Below are 20530 nucleotides of genomic sequence, written 5' to 3' on the forward strand. Positions count from 1 at the left end.
TCGACGCATCGATTTAGCTAAAAATAATATATAATGATGAAAAACGAATTTAAAGGATTAATTATACAAGGAGATAAGAAATTTTCTTTAAAAAACCATAAAACTGATTTTACTGGCAGTTATAATAAAGAAAAAGCTAAAGATGCATTGGTGAATTCGAAAATAGAGCTGAACCACTTACAGGAGAAATTATATGCTTCTGGTAAACATTCTGTTCTGATTATTTTTCAGGCAATGGATGCCGCTGGTAAAGACAGTGCCATTGAACATGTAATGAGCGGACTAAACCCTCAGGGATGCCAGGTATACACTTTTAAAGTGCCCACATCAGAGGAATACGAGCATGATTTTTTGTGGAGACATTATAAAGCCTTGCCTGAACGCGGTAGGATAGGGATCCATAACCGTTCTCATTATGAAAACGTTTTGGTCTGCAAGGTGCATCCCGAATATATTTTAAGCGAAAATATTCCGGGTTTTCAAGATGTTAAGAAGATCAACAAAAGCTTTTGGCAACAGCGTTATAAGAGTATCAAAAATTTTGAAGAACATTTAACAGACAATGGAACGGTAATTTTAAAGTTCTTTTTAAATGTGAGCCGGGATGAACAAAAAAAACGTTTTTTAGAACGTATTGATGATCCTACTAAAAACTGGAAATTTTCTTCGGGAGATATTAAAGAAAGAGCTTTGTGGGATAAATATATGGATGCATATGAGGATGCAATTAACGAAACCAGTACAACAGCATCTCCCTGGCACATCATACCTGCAGATAAAAAATGGTTTACAAGGCTCGCCATAAGCGAAATTATTGAACATAAGTTAAAAAGCCTTGATCTGAAATTTCCTGTATTAGATGAGGAGGAGGAAGCTAAGCTTGGCGAAACCAAACGTATTCTATTAGACGAATAAAAAAATGCAGGTCTATAAGCCGGGTTCTGTTTCCTGATTGCTCAGGATTTCTATCATTTATCTACTATAAACGTTGCCGTTTATCTCTAACGACCTACCCACTAACATCGGACGGGCAGCCCTACGTACGTTAGCCTATTTGGTCTTTCAACTCCCGGGGTTTACAAACCACTACAGTCGCCTGCAATGCTCGTGCGCTCTTACCGCACGTTTTCACCCTTATCCCGATGTAAAATCGGGACGGTATATTTTCTGTTGCACTAATCCGTGGCTCAGGTTTTCATTCCTGAACCCCTTTCCGTTAGAAAGCGGGATGCCCTGCGTTGCCCGGACTTTCCTCTCTTCCGATTTATTCGAAACAGCGATAGAACAACCTGCATTTTGTGCAAAGATGGTTTTTTTTGATCAGAAAGACATAAAGAAACTATAAGATTTTATCTCTTGATATCGTCATGCTGAATTTATTTCAGCATCTTTATTGTACATAAGACCCTGAAATAAATTCAGGGTGACGACCGTGATGATGAATATCTAATTGATCATCAACCTTGCTATTTACAATTCTGCAAATCTTTTGAAACCTGCGAATAAGGAACAAAGCCCTGCCTGTTGCCAAATGAATTGGTTACAAAAACCATTACCTGTGCTACATCTATATCTGCCAGTTCGGGGAAAGCAGGCATTTTTTCCTTGTATTCTTTACCGTGGATGATCAAAGTTTCATTTGCACCGTTTTTGATGAAGCAGGCCAAACGAGATTTGTTTGCCTTTAAAAATACAGAATCAGTTAACGGAGGTGCCAGCTGACCTAAACCTTCACCATTTTCACCATGGCAATTCTGACATTTAGTTTTGTAGATATCTTTTCCATTCGACATATAATTTTGCAGATCGATGGTTTCCTGATTTTGGCAGGAAATGATTACAACAATAATTGAAAGTAAAAAAAATGAACTGGTGATATATTTGCGCATGGGTTTGTTAGATTAGCTTTGACAACTTTAATGGCAAATTTGCTATTAAAGTTGTCAAAGTTTTATAATGCTAATAAAAATCTATTTTTTATACTCCGCTAATAAAACCGGAATATCTTTTTTCAACTGCGCCACCTGTTCTTCCTTGGTACCATCATAAGCGCCGCGGATCCGTCTGTCTTTATCAATCAAAACCAGATATCCCTGGTGGATATAACCATCTTTAGCAGTGCTGTCTTCACCCACAGCTACCAAGTAGTTCTTTTCAGCCAAAGTATATACACTATCTTTGGTACCGTAAAGAAACTGCCATTTCGGACCATCTACGCCTAGTTTTTGAGCATATTTTTTCAAAACATGAGGCTTATCATATTTAAAATCAATCGTGTGTGATACAAACATGATATCTGGATTGGTTTTAAAGTCATTGTAAACTGTCATTAAATTACGGTGCATGGTAGGGCAGATGGTTGTACATGAGGTAAAGAAGAAATCGGCTACATAAATTTTGCCATCTGTTGCTTTATTGGTTGTTACAACACTATCCTGGTTTAAGAAAGACCAAGCAGGAATGGTTTGGTAAACCGTATCAATTTTTTCTACGCCTGCAGCATCTTTAACGGTTTCAGCATGGCGCTCCCCATAAAATGGAAGTTTTCTTTCTTGTTTGCATGCAGTAAATATAGAAACAGCTAGTAGAGATGTAGCTAAATAAGCAGTGATTTTATTCATGATGTTATTTTAAAGTGTAAATATACAAGGTAATTTTGTGTCGAGACATCGTCATACTGAATTTATTTCAGCATCTATCTAGCATCAAAGACCCTTATAATAAATTCAGAGTGATAAACACTAGACTTCAGAATTATTTTTTTATGTATTTAGATGGTTCCGCTACAAACTTTTGCTTACAGCTTTCTGAACAAAAACCATATGTAATTTTATTATAAACCGCATTTTTTGATGTACCAGCCTTCACCTTCATTTTGCAAACAGGATCTGTTACTACTTTTTTTGCTGAATCGATCAGGCTTGTTTTTGGCTGGTCGATTATGTTATTAGCATTTGATTTGATTACTATTGTAATTAATCCAATTAGGATTATTATAAAATTTAATTTTTTCATTTCGATTTTCTTAAAGTTTGTGATCAAAAAATTGAAATTAGGACATCTTATATATCCTAATTCATAACTTCATGATCCCCAACTACTTATTTAACATTATATATTCTTAGCAATGAATCAGATGCTTTGGTTACTTTGATATAACTATCTTCAACTGCTCTTATTTTCACCATTTCTGCTTTATAATAGTCAAGATCTTCCTGTGCGGTTTTTCCTTTAAAATCATCTTTAAAGAAATGCATCCAATCCATCATTTTTTCATCAGCAGCATTTAATTGTGTGATTAAGTCTGCAATTTTTTGTTTTAGTATAGCCGAATCTGCCGAAAGTTTAATCTGGTCTGAAACCAAAAGCGTATCTAACTTCATTTTATTCTTAATTACCTTTTCGCCATCAATCATCAATTTATCATGGATATTTAATACTTCCTGGCGAACTGCTTTAGCGTCTGGTTCAGTTTTGCATGAAATAAACAAAACGTTTAGCAAACCTAGTAGTGCAATATTTAATTTATTCATATTCTTTAATTTAAAAATTGTAAGAAATTCCAACGTATACTTTACCAGCACTCATCGGGTGATCGGTTTCTGCTTCCCAGATATTCTTTTGTAATCCGGCATTTAACGACATATTTTTATAAAAAACATCAATACCTGCACCCCCCATCAGGTTATTCATTACATGTTCACCTGTTTTTTGGCCTTTATACTTTTCGCCACCAGAATACTCGTAAAAAAACTGCGCAGATGGCATGATCTGAACATCTTTACCAATTCTTTGGACGTAAAAGATATTTAAGAAACTGGTCGTACTGTTCGCAATGCCTTCATCGCGACTATTGGTTCCGTTAACCTTATATGATGTGTTCAGGCTTGCACCAAATTTGCCCAATCCAACCATATAATTCAGATACACAAAACCATCAGTACTTCCCGTTCCAGCCTGCATCAGCGAAGAATAGCGGATCCCCGCTGTATTTTTGAGATCATTTTTACCAGTAGGTAATTTTATTCCTGCACCGGCAATTAATTGTTGTTTGAAATTATCTTCCAGTTTCTGCACAAGGTGATAGCCCGCATATAAATTGACATCACCAACACTTGAGATAGAAGAGGTATATCCGTTATAGCGCTCACTATTGGAAACATAGGGTAAAATGGCGTTGATTTCGAGTTTACTATTGATGAAATATTTACCCCTGATTTCTAAAGAGCGGTAAAGTTCATAGTCACTGGGATTGCCATCATGATCGGTTAATGGTGAATCCTGGCTTCTGGCCGGTATAAAGAAACTTCCACCATTTGGGAATAAGGAATGTGATTGCCCTTCATAACCATTGAAGGAACGGTAACGGTATAAAAGGCTGATGCTGTTTCGATTATAATAGGGCGTGATACCCATAAAACAGCCGCAGATATCGCAGGCAATTACCTGGCTGCTCGTGAGTAATAAAATTATAATTAATAATTTACGACTCAGCATATAATTTATTTTTGATAAATTCATTATCTGTTAGTGTTTTTAAAAATGCTTTAATCTGTTCTTTTTCTGTTATACTTAAAGGGATGCCTGTTTTCAATTGTACATCAAGATTGGCTGATGCTTTTACGCCAGAATTATAATGCTCCAAAACTTCATCCAAACTGTAAAAACGGCCATCGTGCATATAAGGACTGGTATATTCGATGTTGCGCAAAGTAGGTACACGAAACTTTCCAAAATCTGAAGCTACACCTGTAATGTGTGAACGTCCTTCATCACTACTCATTAAATCCAATCCGTTACTTCGGTAAGAAAAATCAGTAAAAAACGGCTCTGCATGGCAGGAGGTACATTTATCTTTAAATAGATTATAACCAGCCTGCTCTGTTGAAGTGAAAGAAATGCCAGCTTCTTTACGCATTACTTTATCGTATTTCGAATTACCCGATACCAATACCGCTGTAAACTGGGCAATCGACTTTAAAACCAGCTGTGAGTTAATTTCTGTTGAACCAAAAGCCTGTTTAAATAAATCGGGATAGGGTGCAGTATTTTTTAGAAATGCAATTATAGTCTGTATATCTGTACCCATTTCACAGGCATCGGTAATGGCATTTAATGGTGAGGTTTCGATGTTTTTTACTCCACCATCCCAAAAGAATGCTTTTTGCCAGGCCAGGTTAAAAAGTGGCGGGGTATTACGCTTTCCCTGACAGTTGTTTACACCATGGCTTACCTTATGATCTAGTTGTGTAAAGGCTGCAAATTGCTGATGGCAACTTCCACAAGAAACGCTTTTATCTGCAGATAATCTGGCATCATAAAATAATTTTTTACCTAATGCAAATCCCGCATTACTTAATTTATTGTCTTCAAAATTATATACCGGAGCTGGAAAGTTGGAAGGAACCGAGAAAGTAATTTTCTTTTCTTCCGGTGTTACCTCATCTTCACTTTTACTACAGGCATACATCAACGCAATGCTTAATAGAAGCATTGCGAAGACAGTTATTTTCCTTGGCATTTAATTGTGAATGTGATCTAAACGAAACAGGCCGTCTGCGTAGTTATTGGCTACGATTACTGAATTTGCTCCCCCCATTGTGAAGTACAAGGTAGAGAAACTAATATCTGTTTTACCTGTAAATAACGCAGCTGCATTTACAATAAAATGCATGTTTGGTTTGCCATCTGTACGTACACGAAGTGGATTTGCTGCATTAATCTCAGTAGCAAATGTTCTGATCGTATTGTTTGGATCGGTAACACCTCCAATATGAAAAGTAAGTGCATTTGCGGTTGCCGGCGATTGTGGCGATGTTCCTTCAAATTTAACGAAAATATAGCCGCTGTTCCATGTCCAGAACATGCCATTGATCGGGTCCAAAGCCCCTGTTTGTGCACCAGCAAAATTACGGGCATAATCTACACCAATCGTGTATTCAATTTTGGTATAATCACCTACAGGCACATCCTTTAATGTAATATTTGTCGATTCTGCTTTTGAAGCATCAATTAAAAAATAGCTCTCTGGTATGAGGTAAGTCGTTCCATCGGCTTTGCTTAATTTGATATTACTTACATAATATTTAAATACGTTGATTTTGAAATCTTCGCCTTTGGCATTTTGGTAAGTGTTGGTATTCAAAACTAAAGGGCTTCCGTTTACCTGATTTTCAAACTCGATCGAGAATGTAGATTTAGCATCTGCAGTAACTTCATTGCTGTCTTTTTTGCAGGAAGATAATAGTATTATAGGGCATAACAATGCCAAAAAGTATGGTGATAATTTCATTTTGAGAAAATTGGATAAGTAAAAAATAATTTACTGTTATTCTGAATGCAATGAAGAATCTTTCACATTGAATAGAAATTAGCAGTAAAAAAAATAAAAGATCGTTGTTTTTACGTAACGGGTTCATAGCCACGCTCAGCACGACAAATAGTCAAAACTGTACGAGACCGACACCAACGTGTTAAAACAAAAGAATTTACTTAAACCGTTTTCGGTGGATGAAAAATAGAAATAGAAAGATCTTTAACCGGTTTTTCGATGTAAAGATTTTCTGGAGTGATAATGAAATAAGGTAGATAGTGATTTAGTGCTACTGTTTGAAGTTTAGGTTCGGCCTCTACAACTCTTTTAAGGTTTTCTTGTACCTGTTTGTTTTTGCCGTCTAAATCTTTCAACTTTTTAGCCAGGAAACACTGTCCGTCACAATGCAGCTCAGGATGAGCTTTATTAACACAAAATACGCTGGTAATATATTCTTTGTTCATTTGATAACCTGAATAAATTACCAGTTGCATGAAACCGTTGCTAACAGTACATGTAATGATCAGATATATTAAGATTTTTTTGAACATGATATTGAGCTGCAAAAGTATTAAAGAAATTGATTGCAGCAAAGAAAAGTTATGCAATTGTTTTCACTCACTCGTCTTAGCTTTTCTTTAAGAATGAATTAAGCAAAATTTGAAAACTTCGTTATAATTAACTCCCTGTGTTTTTAGTTTAAACGTAAATTTACTTATCTTGCCATACACAAAAATGAAACCTATGAAATTATTTAAAACTATCGCGGTAATGATGGTATTGTCATCATGCGCCAAAAAAGAAATTCCAGATGTACCTCCAGCCTTTAGTGATCCAGATTGGACCAGGCTCGAGATTGCTGATGGGAGAGAAGCCCATGCTGTTTACGGGAATATTGATGATACATTAATGGTATCTACCCTAACTGAAATTTATCAAACTACTGATAAGGGCAAGACCTGGAAAAAAACAAAAGTAAATAATCAACCGATTTATGGTTTTCTATCTGTAAAGGATACTATTTTTGGCTTACAGTCTAATAATTTACGAAAAAACAACCTGCAATTGGCAACTTTTAGTCAGTATTTTAGTCTGGATAAAGGATTTACATGGAACTGGTGCAGAAAATTCGGTATTTCTGAGCAAAGGTCTCAAGAATTTGCCACTATTTATTTAGATAATAACCTGAAAATTAAGCTGAAAGAAAACATAGAAGCTTTTGACGGTGGTCCAACCAATGGCTCAGGTTATGTTTTAAAAAGTGATATTGAAATTTTTAAAAACGGAACTTCAAAAATACTTCCTGTTCCTTTTGATAATCAGATTACCAATTTGCATATAGATCAATCGGGAAGATTGTATGTTTCTGCTACAAGGGCTATCCACGATAAAAAAACAGGAAAATATGCTTCTACAGAAAAGAATCAACCTGCGATTATTTACATTTCTAAGAAAAATGTTAGGGAATTGATTAATAAATAATCAAAATAAAACAGCGTCCGTATCTCGATCCGATCGCTATCGGATCGAGATACGGACGCTAAGCAAAAAACACAGATGAAGGTCATTCACCTGTATTTATCCTTTTTATTTGCTATTAAAAACTAGGCTTGCAAATCAGCCATAACTGCTTTGATTTTATCTTCAAGCTGCGCATTAACAGAATCAAAATCTTTTCTATCTGCTAAAGGTGCATTTACGCTGCAATAGAATTTAATCTTAGGCTCTGTACCACTCGGACGTGCTGAAACAATACTACCATCTTCGGTAATAAACTGTAAAACATCCGAGGTAGGATAATCTAGTTTGGTTACTTTTCCAGTTGCCAAATCTGTTTCTTGTCCCAATTCGTAATCTTTTAATACCGATACTTTAGAGCCGCCCAATGTTGCAGGAGGATTTTCTCTAAATTTAACCATCATGGCTTTGATTTCTTCGGCACCAGATTTACCTTTTTTGGTCAGCGAAACCAGATCTTCTTTATAAAGGCCATATTCTACATACATATCCAATAGGGCATTGTATAAACTAGCGCCTTTATCTTTATAGTATGCCGTCATTTCAGAAATGAAAGCGGCAGAAACCACTGCATCTTTATCGCGTACCAAGTCGCCGATCAGGTAACCGTAGCTCTCTTCACCACCACCTATAAAGTATTTCTTACCTTCCAGCTCCGTCATTAACTGACCAATGTATTTAAATCCGGTTAAGGTATTGTAGTATTCTACATTTTTCTTTTTGGCAATTTCTTCGATCAGGTTTGAGGTTACGATGGTTTTTACAATAAACTGTTTACCATCTAATTTACCGCTGTTTTGCCATACCGAGAGCAAATAATTAATTAACAAGCTACCCGTTTGGTTACCGTTAAGCAATACCCATTCACCTTCATTATCCTTTACGGCGATACCCACACGGTCAGCATCAGGATCAGTTGCCAAAACTAAATCAGCATCAATTTCCTTTGCTTTATTCATCGCTAAAGTTAATGCGTCTTTTTCTTCAGGGTTAGGGTATACTACCGTTGGGAAATTCCCATCAGGTGTACTTTGCTCTTCAACAATGGTAACATTCGTAAAGCCAAACTGCGCTAAGGCTTTAGGGACTAATGTAATTCCTGTTCCGTGGATAGGAGAGTACACGATTTTTAGATCGTGCTGTCTTTTTATTGCTTCAGGGGAGATTGAAAGTGCAGTAATACCATCTAAATACAATTTATCAACATCTTCACCAATCAGTTGGATATTTGCATCAACACGGTCGAATTTTACTTCATCTATGCTTTTAATTTTATTTACTTCATCAATTACCAACTTATCATCGGGAGAGGTGAACTGGCCACCATCAGCACCATAAGCTTTATAACCATTATATTCTTTAGGGTTATGTGAAGCAGTTAACATTACCCCACTTTTGCAGCCGAAATGGCGCACAGCGAAAGAAAGCTCCGGGGTTGGTCTTAATGCAGAGAAGAAGTATACATATATGCCGTTTGCTGAAAAAACATCTGCAGTAATTTTTGCAAAATAATCAGAGTTGTTGCGGCTATCATGTGCAATGACAACTTTAATTTTTTCGTTCGGATATTTATTGTTTAAATAATTGGCTAATCCTTGTGTAGCCGTTCCGATGGTATATTTATTTATACGGTTAGAACCTGCACCCATGATACCCCTTAAACCGCCTGTTCCAAATTCTAAACTTCTATAAAATGCATCTGTTAATTCGGTAGTTGCATTTTTATCTACTAGGGCCTGAATTTCTGCCTTGGTATTTTCATCATAATTTCCACTCAACCACTGATTAATGGTGGCCTGTGTTGATTGGTCAATTGCTTGCATTGAACTGTTTTTTTAATTTAATATCTGGTGTTGAACAAATTTTAATGGATGAAGTTTGGTATAAACATGTTTATTTCAACTCATCCAAATTTTATTTTGTTGAGGGTGTTGCTTTTAAGCTGCTTTTGTTTAATTTCACGCCCCGATACAATAATAAAGAAAATCCAGTATTAATGTTAGGCGATTGTAACTTTTTTAAAATAGTTGCAAAACCAGCGAGGTTACCGCTGTTTGATCACGGATTATAAATAGTTTATAAATCAATGAAACATCATAATTTTTAAACCACATGGTGGAATAAAGGCATAATGGTTCATTACCTTTTAAAACAATTGGCAAGTAAATGAAAATATTAAAATTTGGGGGTACTTCTGTAGGTAGTCCTGAGCGCATGACGAAGTTATTGGATATCATTAATCCAAACGAAGAGCAGATTGTAGTTTTATCGGCTGTGTCTGGTACTACAAATAGTTTAGTAGAAATTGCAACACATTTTTTAGCTGGAGATAAGAAGAAGGGGAGCGTTGCGATCGAAAATCTATATCAGAAATATAAGTCGTTCGTGATTGAGTTATTACCTGCTGCAGAATTTCAGGAACAGGGTAATGAAGTAATTGATTATCATTTCAGTTTCTTATCTGGCTTAGCAAATGATATTTTCACTTCAATTGAGGAAAAAGTTGTATTGGCCCAAGGTGAGCTATTATCTACCACTTTATATCATATTTATTTAAAATCTATTGGCGTACCATCGGTATTGTTGCCTGCTTTGGATTTCATGAAAACGGATGAAGATAATGAACCTGACATTCCATTTACCACAAAGCACTTAATGCCGTTGTTGGAGCAGCATAAAGACAATAAATTATTCATTACACAAGGCTACATCTGTCGCAATAGTTTTGGCGAGGTAGATAACCTACGTCGTGGCGGAAGTGATTACACAGCATCTTTATTGGGCGCTGCAATTCTGGCTGAAGAAGTTCAGATCTGGACAGATATAGACGGCATGCACAACAACGATCCGCGCATTGTTAAGGGCACTAAACCAATCGCCCAGTTATCATTTGATGAAGCAGCAGAGCTGGCTTATTTTGGTGCAAAAATTTTACACCCTCAATCTGTTTTCCCTGCCCAAAAGTATAAAATTCCGGTTCGTTTATTAAATACGATGGAACCTTCAGCTGCTGGTACTTTAATTACTCATGATAGCGAAAAAGGCAGGATTAAATCAATAGCTGCCAAAGATGGTATTACGGCAATCCGCATTCAATCAAGCCGTATGTTGCTGGCTTATGGTTTCTTACGCAGGGTTTTCGAGGTTTTTGAACGCTATAAAACTCCAATTGATATGATTACCACATCCGAGGTGGCCGTATCGTTAACCATTGATGAAACAGCCCATTTGCCACAGATTATCGAAGAATTGGAAAGTTTTGGAACCGTTGAGGTAGATACTAACCATAGCATTGTGTGTGTAGTGGGCGATTTCGGTTCAGAGAAACATGGTTTCGCGAGCAGGGTTTTAGAAGGTTTAAAACATATCCCGATCCGCATGATTTCTTATGGTGGAAGTAACTATAATGTTTCGCTTTTAATTTTAAGTGAATATAAGACAGAGGCACTACGAAGCTTACACAATAGATTATTCGAATAAGAGGAAAAAAGCACCTATTAAAACCAGCAATCCGATAAGGCAATGAAAAGCCAGAAAGTTTGCTGGTAATAACCCGTTTTTATATTTTTTGTAAGAATTATACAATCCTGCAGAAAGAATAAGAACGATAAATATGGCTGCTGCTATCTTCATTTTTTGATAAATAAGAGAAACAATATTAGGAGAAGTAGTACGATAAAAAATCGGATTTTTCCATTGTATTGTTTCTGGGTAATTCTTCCATGCTTTAAATCCAGGTAGTTACCCAAATAAATTAGCCCAAAGAATAAAATTAAAATTATAATAAGGAATTTGAACATGTTCGCCGATAAAGATATATCAAAGTTTAACAATATTGAAACGCCTTTTTACTACTACGATACCGATTTGTTGCAAAAAACCTTGCACACCTGTGCAGATGCAGCAGCTCCATATCAATTTCATATCCATTATGCATTAAAGGCAAATTTCAATCCTGTACTGTTAAACCAGGTCAAAGAAATTGGTTTTGGTGCAGATTGTGTGAGTGCTGGCGAGGTAAGAAGAGCTGTTGAAGTAGGTTTCGACAATAAAAAAATCGTTTTTGCCGGTGTTGGTAAATCTGATAAAGAAATTAATGAAGCGCTTGATCTTGATATCTTCTGTTTTAACGTAGAATCTATCCAGGAATTAGAGGTATTAAATGAACTTGCAGTTAAAAAAGGTAAAACTGCTCAGGTAGCCATCCGTATTAACCCAAATGTTGATGCGCATACACACCATAATATTACAACAGGTTTAGATGAAAATAAATTCGGGATCAATTCATGGGATCTACCTGAATGTGCCGATACCTTAAAAGCTTCTCCAAACCTTAAATTTATTGGTATTCATTTTCATATCGGCTCACAGATTACCAATCTGGATGTTTATAAAAACCTGTGTGTTCGTGTAAATGAATTTGCTGCATGGTTTGAAGATAAGGGATTTAAACTTCAGGTATTGAATGTAGGCGGTGGTTTAGGGATCGATTACTACAATCCCGATCATCAAATTCCTGATTTCGGATCTTACTTTAAAATTTTCAATGAATTCTTAACCATTAAACCGGGTCAGGAAGTGCATTTCGAATTGGGTAGGGCCCTGGTTGGTCAATCAGCATCGTTAATTACCCGTGTATTGTATATTAAAAACGGAAAGAAGAAAAACTTTGTGGTTTTAGATGCAGGAATGACCGAATTGATGCGTCCAGCACTATATCAAGCCTATCATAAAATAGAAAATTTATCTCGAATCTCAAATCTCAGATCTCAAACGCCAATCAAATACGATATCGTTGGACCGATTTGCGAGAGTACCGATTGTTTTGGTAAAGAGGTGGAACAACCAGAATCTTTTAGGGGCGATATTTTTGCCATCAGAAGCGCTGGTGCTTACGGAGAGGTAATGGCATCGAAGTATAATTTAAGGGATGCGATAAGATCGGTGTATAGTTACGAGATCTAGTTTTTTCGTCATTGCGAAGTATAAATACAGTCGTCACCCTGAATTTATTTCAGGGTCTTCATACATAAGTTATTTCGCAATGACGATTATTATTTTAAATCTTCTACAGATACAACTGCTGAAGATCAAATGCCAAAATATCCCCGGCATCCAAAGTATGTATAAGAGTTTCCTTTCCCATAATTCCAATCCTGGTCCCTAAATTAAGCGTATCAAAAATATCGTGGGTGGTGATAAAAACACTACGTTCCCCGTGTTTTTTGGATAATCCAATAGCTTCTAGCTTAATGTAAGATTAAAATTTCACGCCTAATGAAAGCCTGATGGTAAAAGGTTCTCCTTCAACAAAGAAATAATTATTGCCAGCATATGGAAAATCAGTTGTAATATCACCAGATGCCATATAGCGTTTGTTGGTTAAATTATCTGCAATTAACCTGAACATATATTTGGGGCTGCTAAAACTTAAACCAGCATCAAATTTGGTGTAGTTGGGTAGGTAGGTATCCCTTTGGCTGATTGCGGAAAGCTTGTTGATGGTGGTTTGCCCTGCACTGATGGAGATTTTATGGTAACCGCTCAAAGGTATGCTATATTGTAACCAGGTATTAAATACTTGCTGAGGTACATCCGGCATCTTTTGCCCTACGATAGATGGATCATCGGCTGTTGGATTAAGATTATTGTCTTTTGTTATTTTGGCATCCACGTAGGTGTAATTCGTGATCACTGAAAGTCGATCGGTAATGTTTCCGATTACGTCTACCTCAAAACCATTGCTTACTACCTCGCCCAATTGAAGATAATAGGCTATTGCCCCCGCAGCAGCCGCATAACTTCTAAAGTCTCTTGCCGCTACATTCCTTTTTACAGTATGGAAGCCATTTACAGTAGTTAACAAACGTCCATTAAACCAGTTCTTTTTTATACCGATTTCAAAATTATTACCCAGTTCGGGTTCAACAGGCTTTGATGCGGTAACAGTTTTTTGTCCCGCCTGGGGTCCATCAACCGTTTCGGTTACTACCTGACCTGTTTTAGGCACAAATGATTGATCGTAAAGCAAATAAACAGATGATGTAGAATCAGGCATAAAACTTAGTGCTACACGGGGAGAAAAAGCATCTTGCTTGTAATAATCTGGTGTACGTGGGCCTTTTGTAGTGGTTAGCATATTGCGGTTGCGGTAATCGGTATAACGCCCGCCAACGGTTAGCAAAAATTTATCAAAAGCTATATTATCATAAAAATAGGCCGCTGAGTAGTGAATGTGATTTTCTTGTCTGATCGACCTTTTAGTTATACCCACGGTATTCGCATCTACATAAAAGATTGGATTATTCCTTTCAAAAGGGAAAGAGTTGATCCCGTAATAGGTTGACAGTGAATCTTTACCTGTGGTATAATCGCTTCCGATTAACAAAGTGTGTTTTAATGCACCTGTTTTAAATTTGCCTGACAGAAATAGGTTGGTGTTATAGGTTTCGCCCAATATATTTGAGTTGCTCGCAATACGGTTGGTTTTGCCCTGAGTGTTTAAGCTAATCGATGTCCTGTTATTTGCCGATACCATGTACCATTGGTTGGCAGGTGCCTTAACAAAGTTAGATTGTGAAGTAAGCTGCCAGTTTTCATTAAATTTATGAACGGCACTGAATCTGAATGTATGTGTTTGCGAAACACTTAAAGGCAAACCGATCCCGGCACTGAAATTTAAGCTGATCGGATCTTGCAGCACATCTTTATCCTGACGCAATTTATTGATTGAAGAACCATTTTTAACCTCTCCACGGATGTAATTGTATTCTGCTATTAAAAATGTACCTGGACTAAAATTATACTGTAAAACTGGGGCAATTACATACTTGGTGGTTTTCATAAAATTGAGATACGAATCCTGGTGCTGAAAAGCCGTATTGAAACGATATGAAAAGCCCTTACTTTTTAAGGCGCTACCAATATCTGCAGTAGCGCGAAAAAAATTATAATTGCCTCCTGTAACCATTATATTTAGCAGTTTTTCTTTAGGCGATTTTGTTACGATATTTAGTGTTCCGCCCGGCTCACCCAATGCACTGATAAATCCTGCCGGCCCTTTAACAAATTCAAGGCTTTCGATGATAGCCTCATCATCAAGCGTTGCGCCTAAAACCAATCGGTTTGGCATCCCATTAATGGTCGTCGAGGCATTAAATCCCCTTACTTTTATAGATGCCGAATTATCGAAAGGCGAACTGTTATATCCAAAATATACACCACTGGCATTTCTGGCCATATCCTTCAACTGCAAACCACCTTGCTGCTGTATCAGGGCAGAGGAAATACTAATAATATTTTGTGGCATCTGTAATAACGGAACCTGCATCCTCAAACCATTAGACAAGGTATCCTTTTTGAGTTTGACTGCTTTCTGACCGTCGATATGGATTTCATTAAGCTGGCGTACTTTGGTAGTAGAATCCTGTACAGATTTGCTCCGCTTTTCCTGCTGGGCATAAACCTGTTGTATAGAAATTAATAAAAATAAGATAAGGTAAAATTTTTTGTTCATTTTTTTGTGCGTGATTGATATATGGTTGTTTGATTTAAATTTTGATGCGGAGTTTTAGAGCAATTAAGATGATCAATAAACTGAAACCGAATAAGTATGAAATATCCCGCAGAATTTGCTGATTTTTATTTGTTATTGGCTTAAGTTTAAATTCAGGTAGTTTTTTTAAGTCACTTATAATTAACTTTTTATCAGATATGATATAGTCGCTCATAAAATCTACCCAGGTTTTTTGAAAAGCATTTACCTGATCCTGATAAGAGAGGTAATCTTTCAGTCCGGTTTCAGCAATTCCATTTAGTATATATTGAGTTTTCATTGCCGGATTAATCCAACTTGCATTATTGACAGCAGCATTTTGTTTTTCAGGATATTGGTTATAATGTTTAACAACTTGTGTCATTCGACGTCCTAAAAGATCATAATACGCTGCAAAACGCTTGTTACTGTTTTCACTCGTGTCTGACGCTACCCTTAAATGTTTGTATTTAGGGTTGTTCAGGTAAAAGGTATCAATGAGGAGTTTGCGTGGCAATGCCCATATCGCTTCACTATTTTCTCTTAATGCAACAGCTGCGTCGGTTTTTAGCGGAATGGGATAATATAAACGTACCATGGCATTACACAACGCGGGCAGAAGCATTAAGAAAAAGCACCACATACCTAAGAGATAAAGGGCATTTTGGGCAGAACTTTGACTCCATCTGATGATGAAAAAAATAACCGCAAACCAAAAGAAAAGATAAGCACTAATGCTCAGCATCCATAATATAGCCGCTAGCGGATCAAAAGAAATCAGTAATGCCGAACAGATAAAACCGATTGTACTGAGCAGCCAGGCCATTACACCAATCAGTATAAACCTAAAAACAAGTTTATAGCTCATTATCCTGCCAAAATAAAGGCCTTGAACGGAAAGTAATCTATCCGTTTGCTGCTCCCTCTCCTTGGATAAGACATTATAACATAATGCGATAGCTAGTAGGGGAAGCAGATAGACAACAACATAAGCCAGATCGAAATTGCCTGATGCAAGCAGCTCGGGATTAGAAATTTCGGCATTTGAGTCTTGCACAAAATTGCGTCTGCGGGTTATCACATCATAATAGGGCGTTAAATCCCGTTGCCCGATGGATAACATACTTAATGAATGAGGTTTATGAATGGCATATAAAGGATTTTTATATTCAATTACTGATGGTATCCCTGCCTGATTAAATAAAGTTTTTCCCTTTGCAGTAGTCGTATCTGCAGAAAAACTGGCCACAGCTTCCTGATACTTTTTTTGATACCCTTGTTTAAGGCTATCAATAGCCAGTAATTGTTTTTGAGTAAAACGATAACCATCATAAATGCTATAAAGCCCTGCTACAAAGAAAAAACCGATTAAAACCAGCATAATTTTTTGTCTGGCCAACAGCCTGAACTCGAATAAGAATATGGTTTTAAACAGCTGCATAATTAAGGGCTAAAGAACGTGAAGTAATAAAATGAAGCAAAAGAATGAGCAGGAGTATCCATCCAATTAAAGAAAGTATCGCAATTTTCTCTAACTGTAATACGGTGGAAAGTTTTGGTAATTGATAGCTGAAATCTTTCATTTGAGCGAAATATTTAGGCCCGACCAAATATTCACCCTTAACATCCTTGCCATGTATGGCCAACTGCATGTTCAGCTTTCTGATGAGATGGTTCCGGTAAATCTGCGCCTGTTTAAAAAATTGTTCATGATGATAAAAATCAGACCCTGCCAGTGCCATCGAAAGGCGTTTGGTTGAGAGAAAGGGATCAAAAATGCCGGATAGACTTAAAAAACGTTGTTGTTGATCAAAACGGTTTTGAACCACCTTGAAATAATGGTTAAAGGCCAGGGTACGGTAATCTTCATTAAACTGAAGGGTCAAGCCATCTATATTGAAAGGCAATGCCTCTGCACGGTCTACCTGATATTTTTTCAATAAACTATTAATATAACGTTCACCGCGGGCGGCGTAAGGATCTTTTCCGTTTAAGCCATTTCTATAACCCTGTTCTACCAAATCGCTAAAAACCGCCCGAGACATTAACGGATAACTACGGCTGGCCGTACCGGTTACTATTTTAGGAAAAATAATGCTCATGAAAATCCAAAAACATAAGCCACTTAACAATGCTTTCCCTGAATGATTGCTAACTGCTGAAATAATTGTACCGAGTAAAGCAATTAGCAGGTAGTATAATAAACAAGTAGCGAAAATCCACAAAAGCCTGCCTAAAAGTAAGCCTGCATCGCCAGAGAAACTAATAGCTAGGGCCATGATTAAAAAAACCGGGAGTATGATCACTATAATCAGCAGGTAATTTGTCCAAACCTTTGCCCACATTATTTTTCGGCTAACTAAACCCTGAGCTAAAAGCATTTTAAGGGTACCGCTTTCTTTCTCGCTCGTAATGCTGGTAGAAGTGATAAATAAAAGAAATAAAGGAACCAAGAACTGTAAAATAAGTGCAAAGCTGAGGTTTCCAAAACGCATGGAAGTGTCATTATGCTCGGCCTCACTATTACTGATCTCATGCTGAATATGTGCTTCTATCCGATAGGTATTCCCGGTATAATCGTTAATACCCGAATCGAAAACATTAAGGAGGTTAATAGGTTTGAAAAGGTATGTCCCAAAATGTGCTGCATCATGCGGATTACGCTGTTGATGCGCCCATTGCTGCCTGAATAGCGCATTAGCTGCTAATCGTTGCTTATGGCTGGCATGGTAATTTAAGAGGGTACAAAACGTAGCGACAATGAATAACGTCCATATGGCAATAGCCGAAATCAGCACTGTTTTATTCCGGTAATTCAACAAAAATTCTTTTTTGATCAGCATCTGCCAGGTGGCAAAACTTTCCTTTCTCATTTAAAATTTTACTATTATTTAATGCATCAAAGTTGCATTATATTTTACATATTTGCAACTGTATTGCATTTACATATTCTTTTTCTCCATGATCAAAGATTTTATCCGTAGAAAGAAGTACCCATTTTATAAGCAGCCCGACGCCATGGATTGTGGTCCGGTTTGTTTAAAAATGGTTGCAGCCTATCACGGTAAAAATCTTTCAATGCAGTATTTAAGAAAGTTATGTGGCATTGGAAAGCAGGGAACAACCTTGCGCGACCTGACTGATGCAGCGGATCATCTGGGCTTTAAAACACTTGCAGCAGAATTACCGTTTTCTAAATTAGAAAATGTTCCGTTACCTTGTATATTACACTGGCAGAAAGAACATTATGTAGTATTGTATGAAGTAAATGATCGGTATGCATATTTGGCCGATCCGGCTTTAAACAGTAAAATCAAACTCAATATTGAGGATTTTTTAACTGCCTGGACAATTAATATAGAAAAGAAAACAGGAAGGGTTTTGTTGCTTCAGCCCAACCAGGCTTTCAAAGATCTGAAAGTGCCCGATGAGCATAAAACTTCTTTATGGTCATTATTACCTTACCTCAAAATGCATCGAAAGGGCTGGCTCCCCATATTAGTCAGCTTGCTTTTGGCCAGTGGTTTTTCATTAATCATTCCGCTACTTACCCAAATGGTAGTTGATAAAGGAATTAACGCAAAAAACACCAATTTACTGTTGCTCATCTGCCTCGGCCAGCTTATGCTTTTTTCTGGCAGGATGTTAATGGATTTTATGCGCGCCAGGATTTTGTTTCGCATTGGGGCCAGAACCAGTATTACGATGCTGAAAGATTTTCTGGCTAAATTGATGAAACTCCCTTTTTCATTTTTTGATAACCGACAGGCCGGCGACAATATGCAGCGGGTAAATGATAACCAGCGCATAGAAGAGTTCCTGACTAATTTTCTGATCAACTTTATCCTGTCGGCCATTACCTTATTGGTGCTTGGTGGTGTGCTCTTCTATTACAACTGGCAAATATTTCTGCTTTTTATTATTGGTGCCGCAATCAGCATCTTATGGTCCAATTCTTTTCAACAGAAACGAAAAATTATTGATCAGAAAAAATTTAAAGTACTATCTGCCAATCAACAGTTGCTTTTAGAAATTTTTTATGCCATGCAGGAAATCAAACTCACCGGGAGCGAAGAAAATAAAAAGCAATTATGGGAAAGTCTCCAGGATCAGTCGTTTGACTTAAAACTGGAAGCACTTCAACTCGATCAACGCATGCAAGGGGTGGGTTCTTTTATTAATGAAGTAAAAAACGTCTTGATTACGTATGCTGCAGCCATGCTGGTGATCAATGATCAGATTACACTTGGCGGCATGCTGGCAGTTACTTACGTCTGTGGTCAGCTGAATGCTCCCGTAAATCAACTGGTAGAATTTGCAAGGGTATCACAAAACACCAAGTTTAGTTTAATGCGGATGGACGAAGTGCAACAGGAGGAGGATGAGGATCTGGAGGGGAAAGAACCCATAAAAAATGTTGGACCTGTTGATATTTCATTAAATAAAGTGTCTTTTAGATATGGAAGCAGGCATGCGCAATATGTTTTAAAGGATATCAATCTATTTATTCAGGCCGGAAAAGTTACTGCTATTGTAGGCACGAGTGGTAGCGGTAAAACGACCCTTATTAAGTTGTTATTAAAGTTTTACTCCCTTACTGACGGCGAAATTGCTATAGGTGGGCAAAAGCTTACACAGGTTAATGCAAAATCGTGGCGGAAACATTGTGGTGTAGTCATGCAGGATGGCTATGTCTTTATGGACACTATCGCAAATAACATTTTTGCAGGCACAACACTAAAAGATTTCGAACGTCTTTATGAAGCTGCAAAAATGGCCAATATGCATGATTTTTTCTCCTCCATGCCTTTTGGCTACGATACGGTGGTAGGAAGAGATGGTTATGGTCTTAGTGAAGGACAGAAACAACGTCTTTTAATCGCCAGGATGATTTATCGTAATCCAGATTATGTTTTTCTGGATGAAGCCACCAACGCACTTGATGCACAGAATGAAAGATCTATAGTGAACAACCTTAATACTTTTTTTAAAGGCAAAACGGTGCTGATTGTAGCCCACAGGCTAAGTACGGTTAAACATGCCGATCAGATCATCGTGTTGCACCAGGGCGAAATAAAAGAATGCGGTACACATGAAACGCTATTGCTAAATAAAGGAAGTTATTATAACCTAATCAAAAACCAACTCGAACTCGGTAAATAAAA

At 37.1% G+C, this 20530-nt stretch carries 17 protein-coding genes and 1 other RNA gene; 5 read left to right on the forward strand and 13 right to left on the reverse strand.

Annotation, left to right across the window (positions count from 1 at the left end):
- Positions 1-33: 33 nt before the first annotated feature.
- Positions 34-915, forward strand: a complete 882-nt coding sequence (locus OQX63_RS00635) for a polyphosphate kinase 2 family protein (protein ID WP_265848961.1) — start codon at positions 34-36, stop codon at positions 913-915.
- On the opposite strand, the gene rnpB is transcribed toward OQX63_RS00635, so the two are convergent.
- The 9 genes from rnpB to OQX63_RS00680 form a co-directional block, all read right to left on the reverse strand.
- Positions 915-1296: RNase P RNA component class A (gene rnpB, locus OQX63_RS00640), an RNA gene on the reverse strand. The two genes, OQX63_RS00635 and rnpB, sit on opposite strands and share 1 nt — an antisense overlap.
- 170 nt (positions 1297-1466) lie before the next feature.
- Positions 1467-1889 carry a c-type cytochrome gene (locus tag OQX63_RS00645; protein WP_265848962.1) on the reverse strand — a complete coding sequence of 141 codons (423 nt, stop codon included), beginning with the start codon at positions 1887-1889 and terminating at the stop codon, positions 1467-1469.
- A gap of 81 nt (positions 1890-1970) precedes the next feature.
- Complete coding sequence (locus OQX63_RS00650; RefSeq protein WP_265848963.1) at positions 1971-2621, reverse strand: SCO family protein; 651 nt, start codon at positions 2619-2621, stop codon at positions 1971-1973.
- Between the two features lie 133 nt (positions 2622-2754).
- A complete protein-coding gene (locus tag OQX63_RS00655) occupies positions 2755-3015 on the reverse strand; it encodes a YHS domain-containing protein (RefSeq protein ID WP_265848964.1) in 261 nt (86 codons plus the stop codon).
- Positions 3016-3101: 86 nt separating this feature from the next.
- Positions 3102-3533 (reverse strand): hypothetical protein, encoded by a 432-nt coding sequence (locus OQX63_RS00660; protein ID WP_265848965.1) that lies wholly within the window; start codon positions 3531-3533, stop codon positions 3102-3104.
- A 10-nt stretch (positions 3534-3543) separates the two neighbouring features.
- Entirely contained in the window at positions 3544-4497 is a 954-nt protein-coding gene (locus tag OQX63_RS00665; RefSeq protein WP_265848966.1) for a transporter, read from the reverse strand.
- Entirely contained in the window at positions 4484-5494 is a 1011-nt protein-coding gene (locus tag OQX63_RS00670) for a cytochrome-c peroxidase (protein ID WP_265848967.1), read from the reverse strand. Before OQX63_RS00670 ends, OQX63_RS00665 begins: the two co-directional genes overlap by 14 nt.
- Before the next feature lie 27 nt (positions 5495-5521).
- The gene (locus OQX63_RS00675) at positions 5522-6292 is read right to left on the reverse strand and encodes an MbnP family protein (protein ID WP_265848968.1); all 771 of its coding nucleotides are present in this window, start codon (positions 6290-6292) and stop codon (positions 5522-5524) included.
- A gap of 200 nt (positions 6293-6492) precedes the next feature.
- Positions 6493-6777 (reverse strand): hypothetical protein, encoded by a 285-nt coding sequence (locus tag OQX63_RS00680; protein ID WP_265848969.1) that lies wholly within the window; start codon positions 6775-6777, stop codon positions 6493-6495.
- A 280-nt stretch (positions 6778-7057) separates the two neighbouring features.
- Here OQX63_RS00680 and OQX63_RS00685 point away from each other — a divergent pair, with 280 nt between their 5' ends.
- The gene (locus OQX63_RS00685) at positions 7058-7795 is read left to right on the forward strand and encodes a hypothetical protein (protein WP_265848970.1); all 738 of its coding nucleotides are present in this window, start codon (positions 7058-7060) and stop codon (positions 7793-7795) included.
- 122 nt (positions 7796-7917) lie between these two features.
- Here OQX63_RS00685 and OQX63_RS00690 read toward each other — a convergent pair whose 3' ends face one another.
- Complete coding sequence (locus OQX63_RS00690) at positions 7918-9654, reverse strand: phospho-sugar mutase (RefSeq protein WP_265848971.1); 1737 nt, start codon at positions 9652-9654, stop codon at positions 7918-7920.
- Between the two features lie 343 nt (positions 9655-9997).
- On the opposite strand from OQX63_RS00690, the gene OQX63_RS00695 reads away from it, so the two are divergent.
- A complete protein-coding gene (locus OQX63_RS00695) occupies positions 9998-11311 on the forward strand; it encodes an aspartate kinase (protein ID WP_265848972.1) in 1314 nt (437 codons plus the stop codon).
- 318 nt (positions 11312-11629) lie between these two features.
- Positions 11630-12796 (forward strand): diaminopimelate decarboxylase, encoded by a 1167-nt coding sequence (gene lysA, locus OQX63_RS00700; protein WP_265848973.1) that lies wholly within the window; start codon positions 11630-11632, stop codon positions 12794-12796.
- 295 nt (positions 12797-13091) lie between these two features.
- Here the strand turns inward: lysA and OQX63_RS00705 are convergent, their stop codons facing one another.
- The 3 genes from OQX63_RS00705 to OQX63_RS00715 are packed head-to-tail and all read right to left on the reverse strand — an operon-like array spanning position 13092 to position 18238.
- The gene (locus tag OQX63_RS00705) at positions 13092-15347 is read right to left on the reverse strand and encodes a TonB-dependent siderophore receptor (RefSeq protein WP_265848974.1); all 2256 of its coding nucleotides are present in this window, start codon (positions 15345-15347) and stop codon (positions 13092-13094) included.
- 34 nt (positions 15348-15381) lie between these two features.
- A complete protein-coding gene (locus OQX63_RS00710) occupies positions 15382-16806 on the reverse strand; it encodes a DUF3526 domain-containing protein (protein WP_265848975.1) in 1425 nt (474 codons plus the stop codon).
- On the reverse strand, positions 16793-18238 hold the full coding sequence (locus tag OQX63_RS00715) for an ABC transporter permease subunit (protein ID WP_265848976.1): 1446 nt from the start codon (positions 18236-18238) through the stop codon (positions 16793-16795). The genes OQX63_RS00710 and OQX63_RS00715 overlap by 14 nt, the downstream gene beginning before the upstream one ends.
- An 88-nt stretch (positions 18239-18326) precedes the next feature.
- On the opposite strand from OQX63_RS00715, the gene OQX63_RS00720 reads away from it, so the two are divergent.
- Positions 18327-20528, forward strand: coding sequence for a peptidase domain-containing ABC transporter (locus OQX63_RS00720; RefSeq protein WP_265848977.1), 2202 nt, complete (start codon positions 18327-18329; stop codon positions 20526-20528).
- Positions 20529-20530 lie beyond the last annotated feature (2 nt).

The organism is Pedobacter sp. PF22-3 (assembly GCF_026239555.1).
Taxonomy (GTDB): domain Bacteria; phylum Bacteroidota; class Bacteroidia; order Sphingobacteriales; family Sphingobacteriaceae; genus Pedobacter.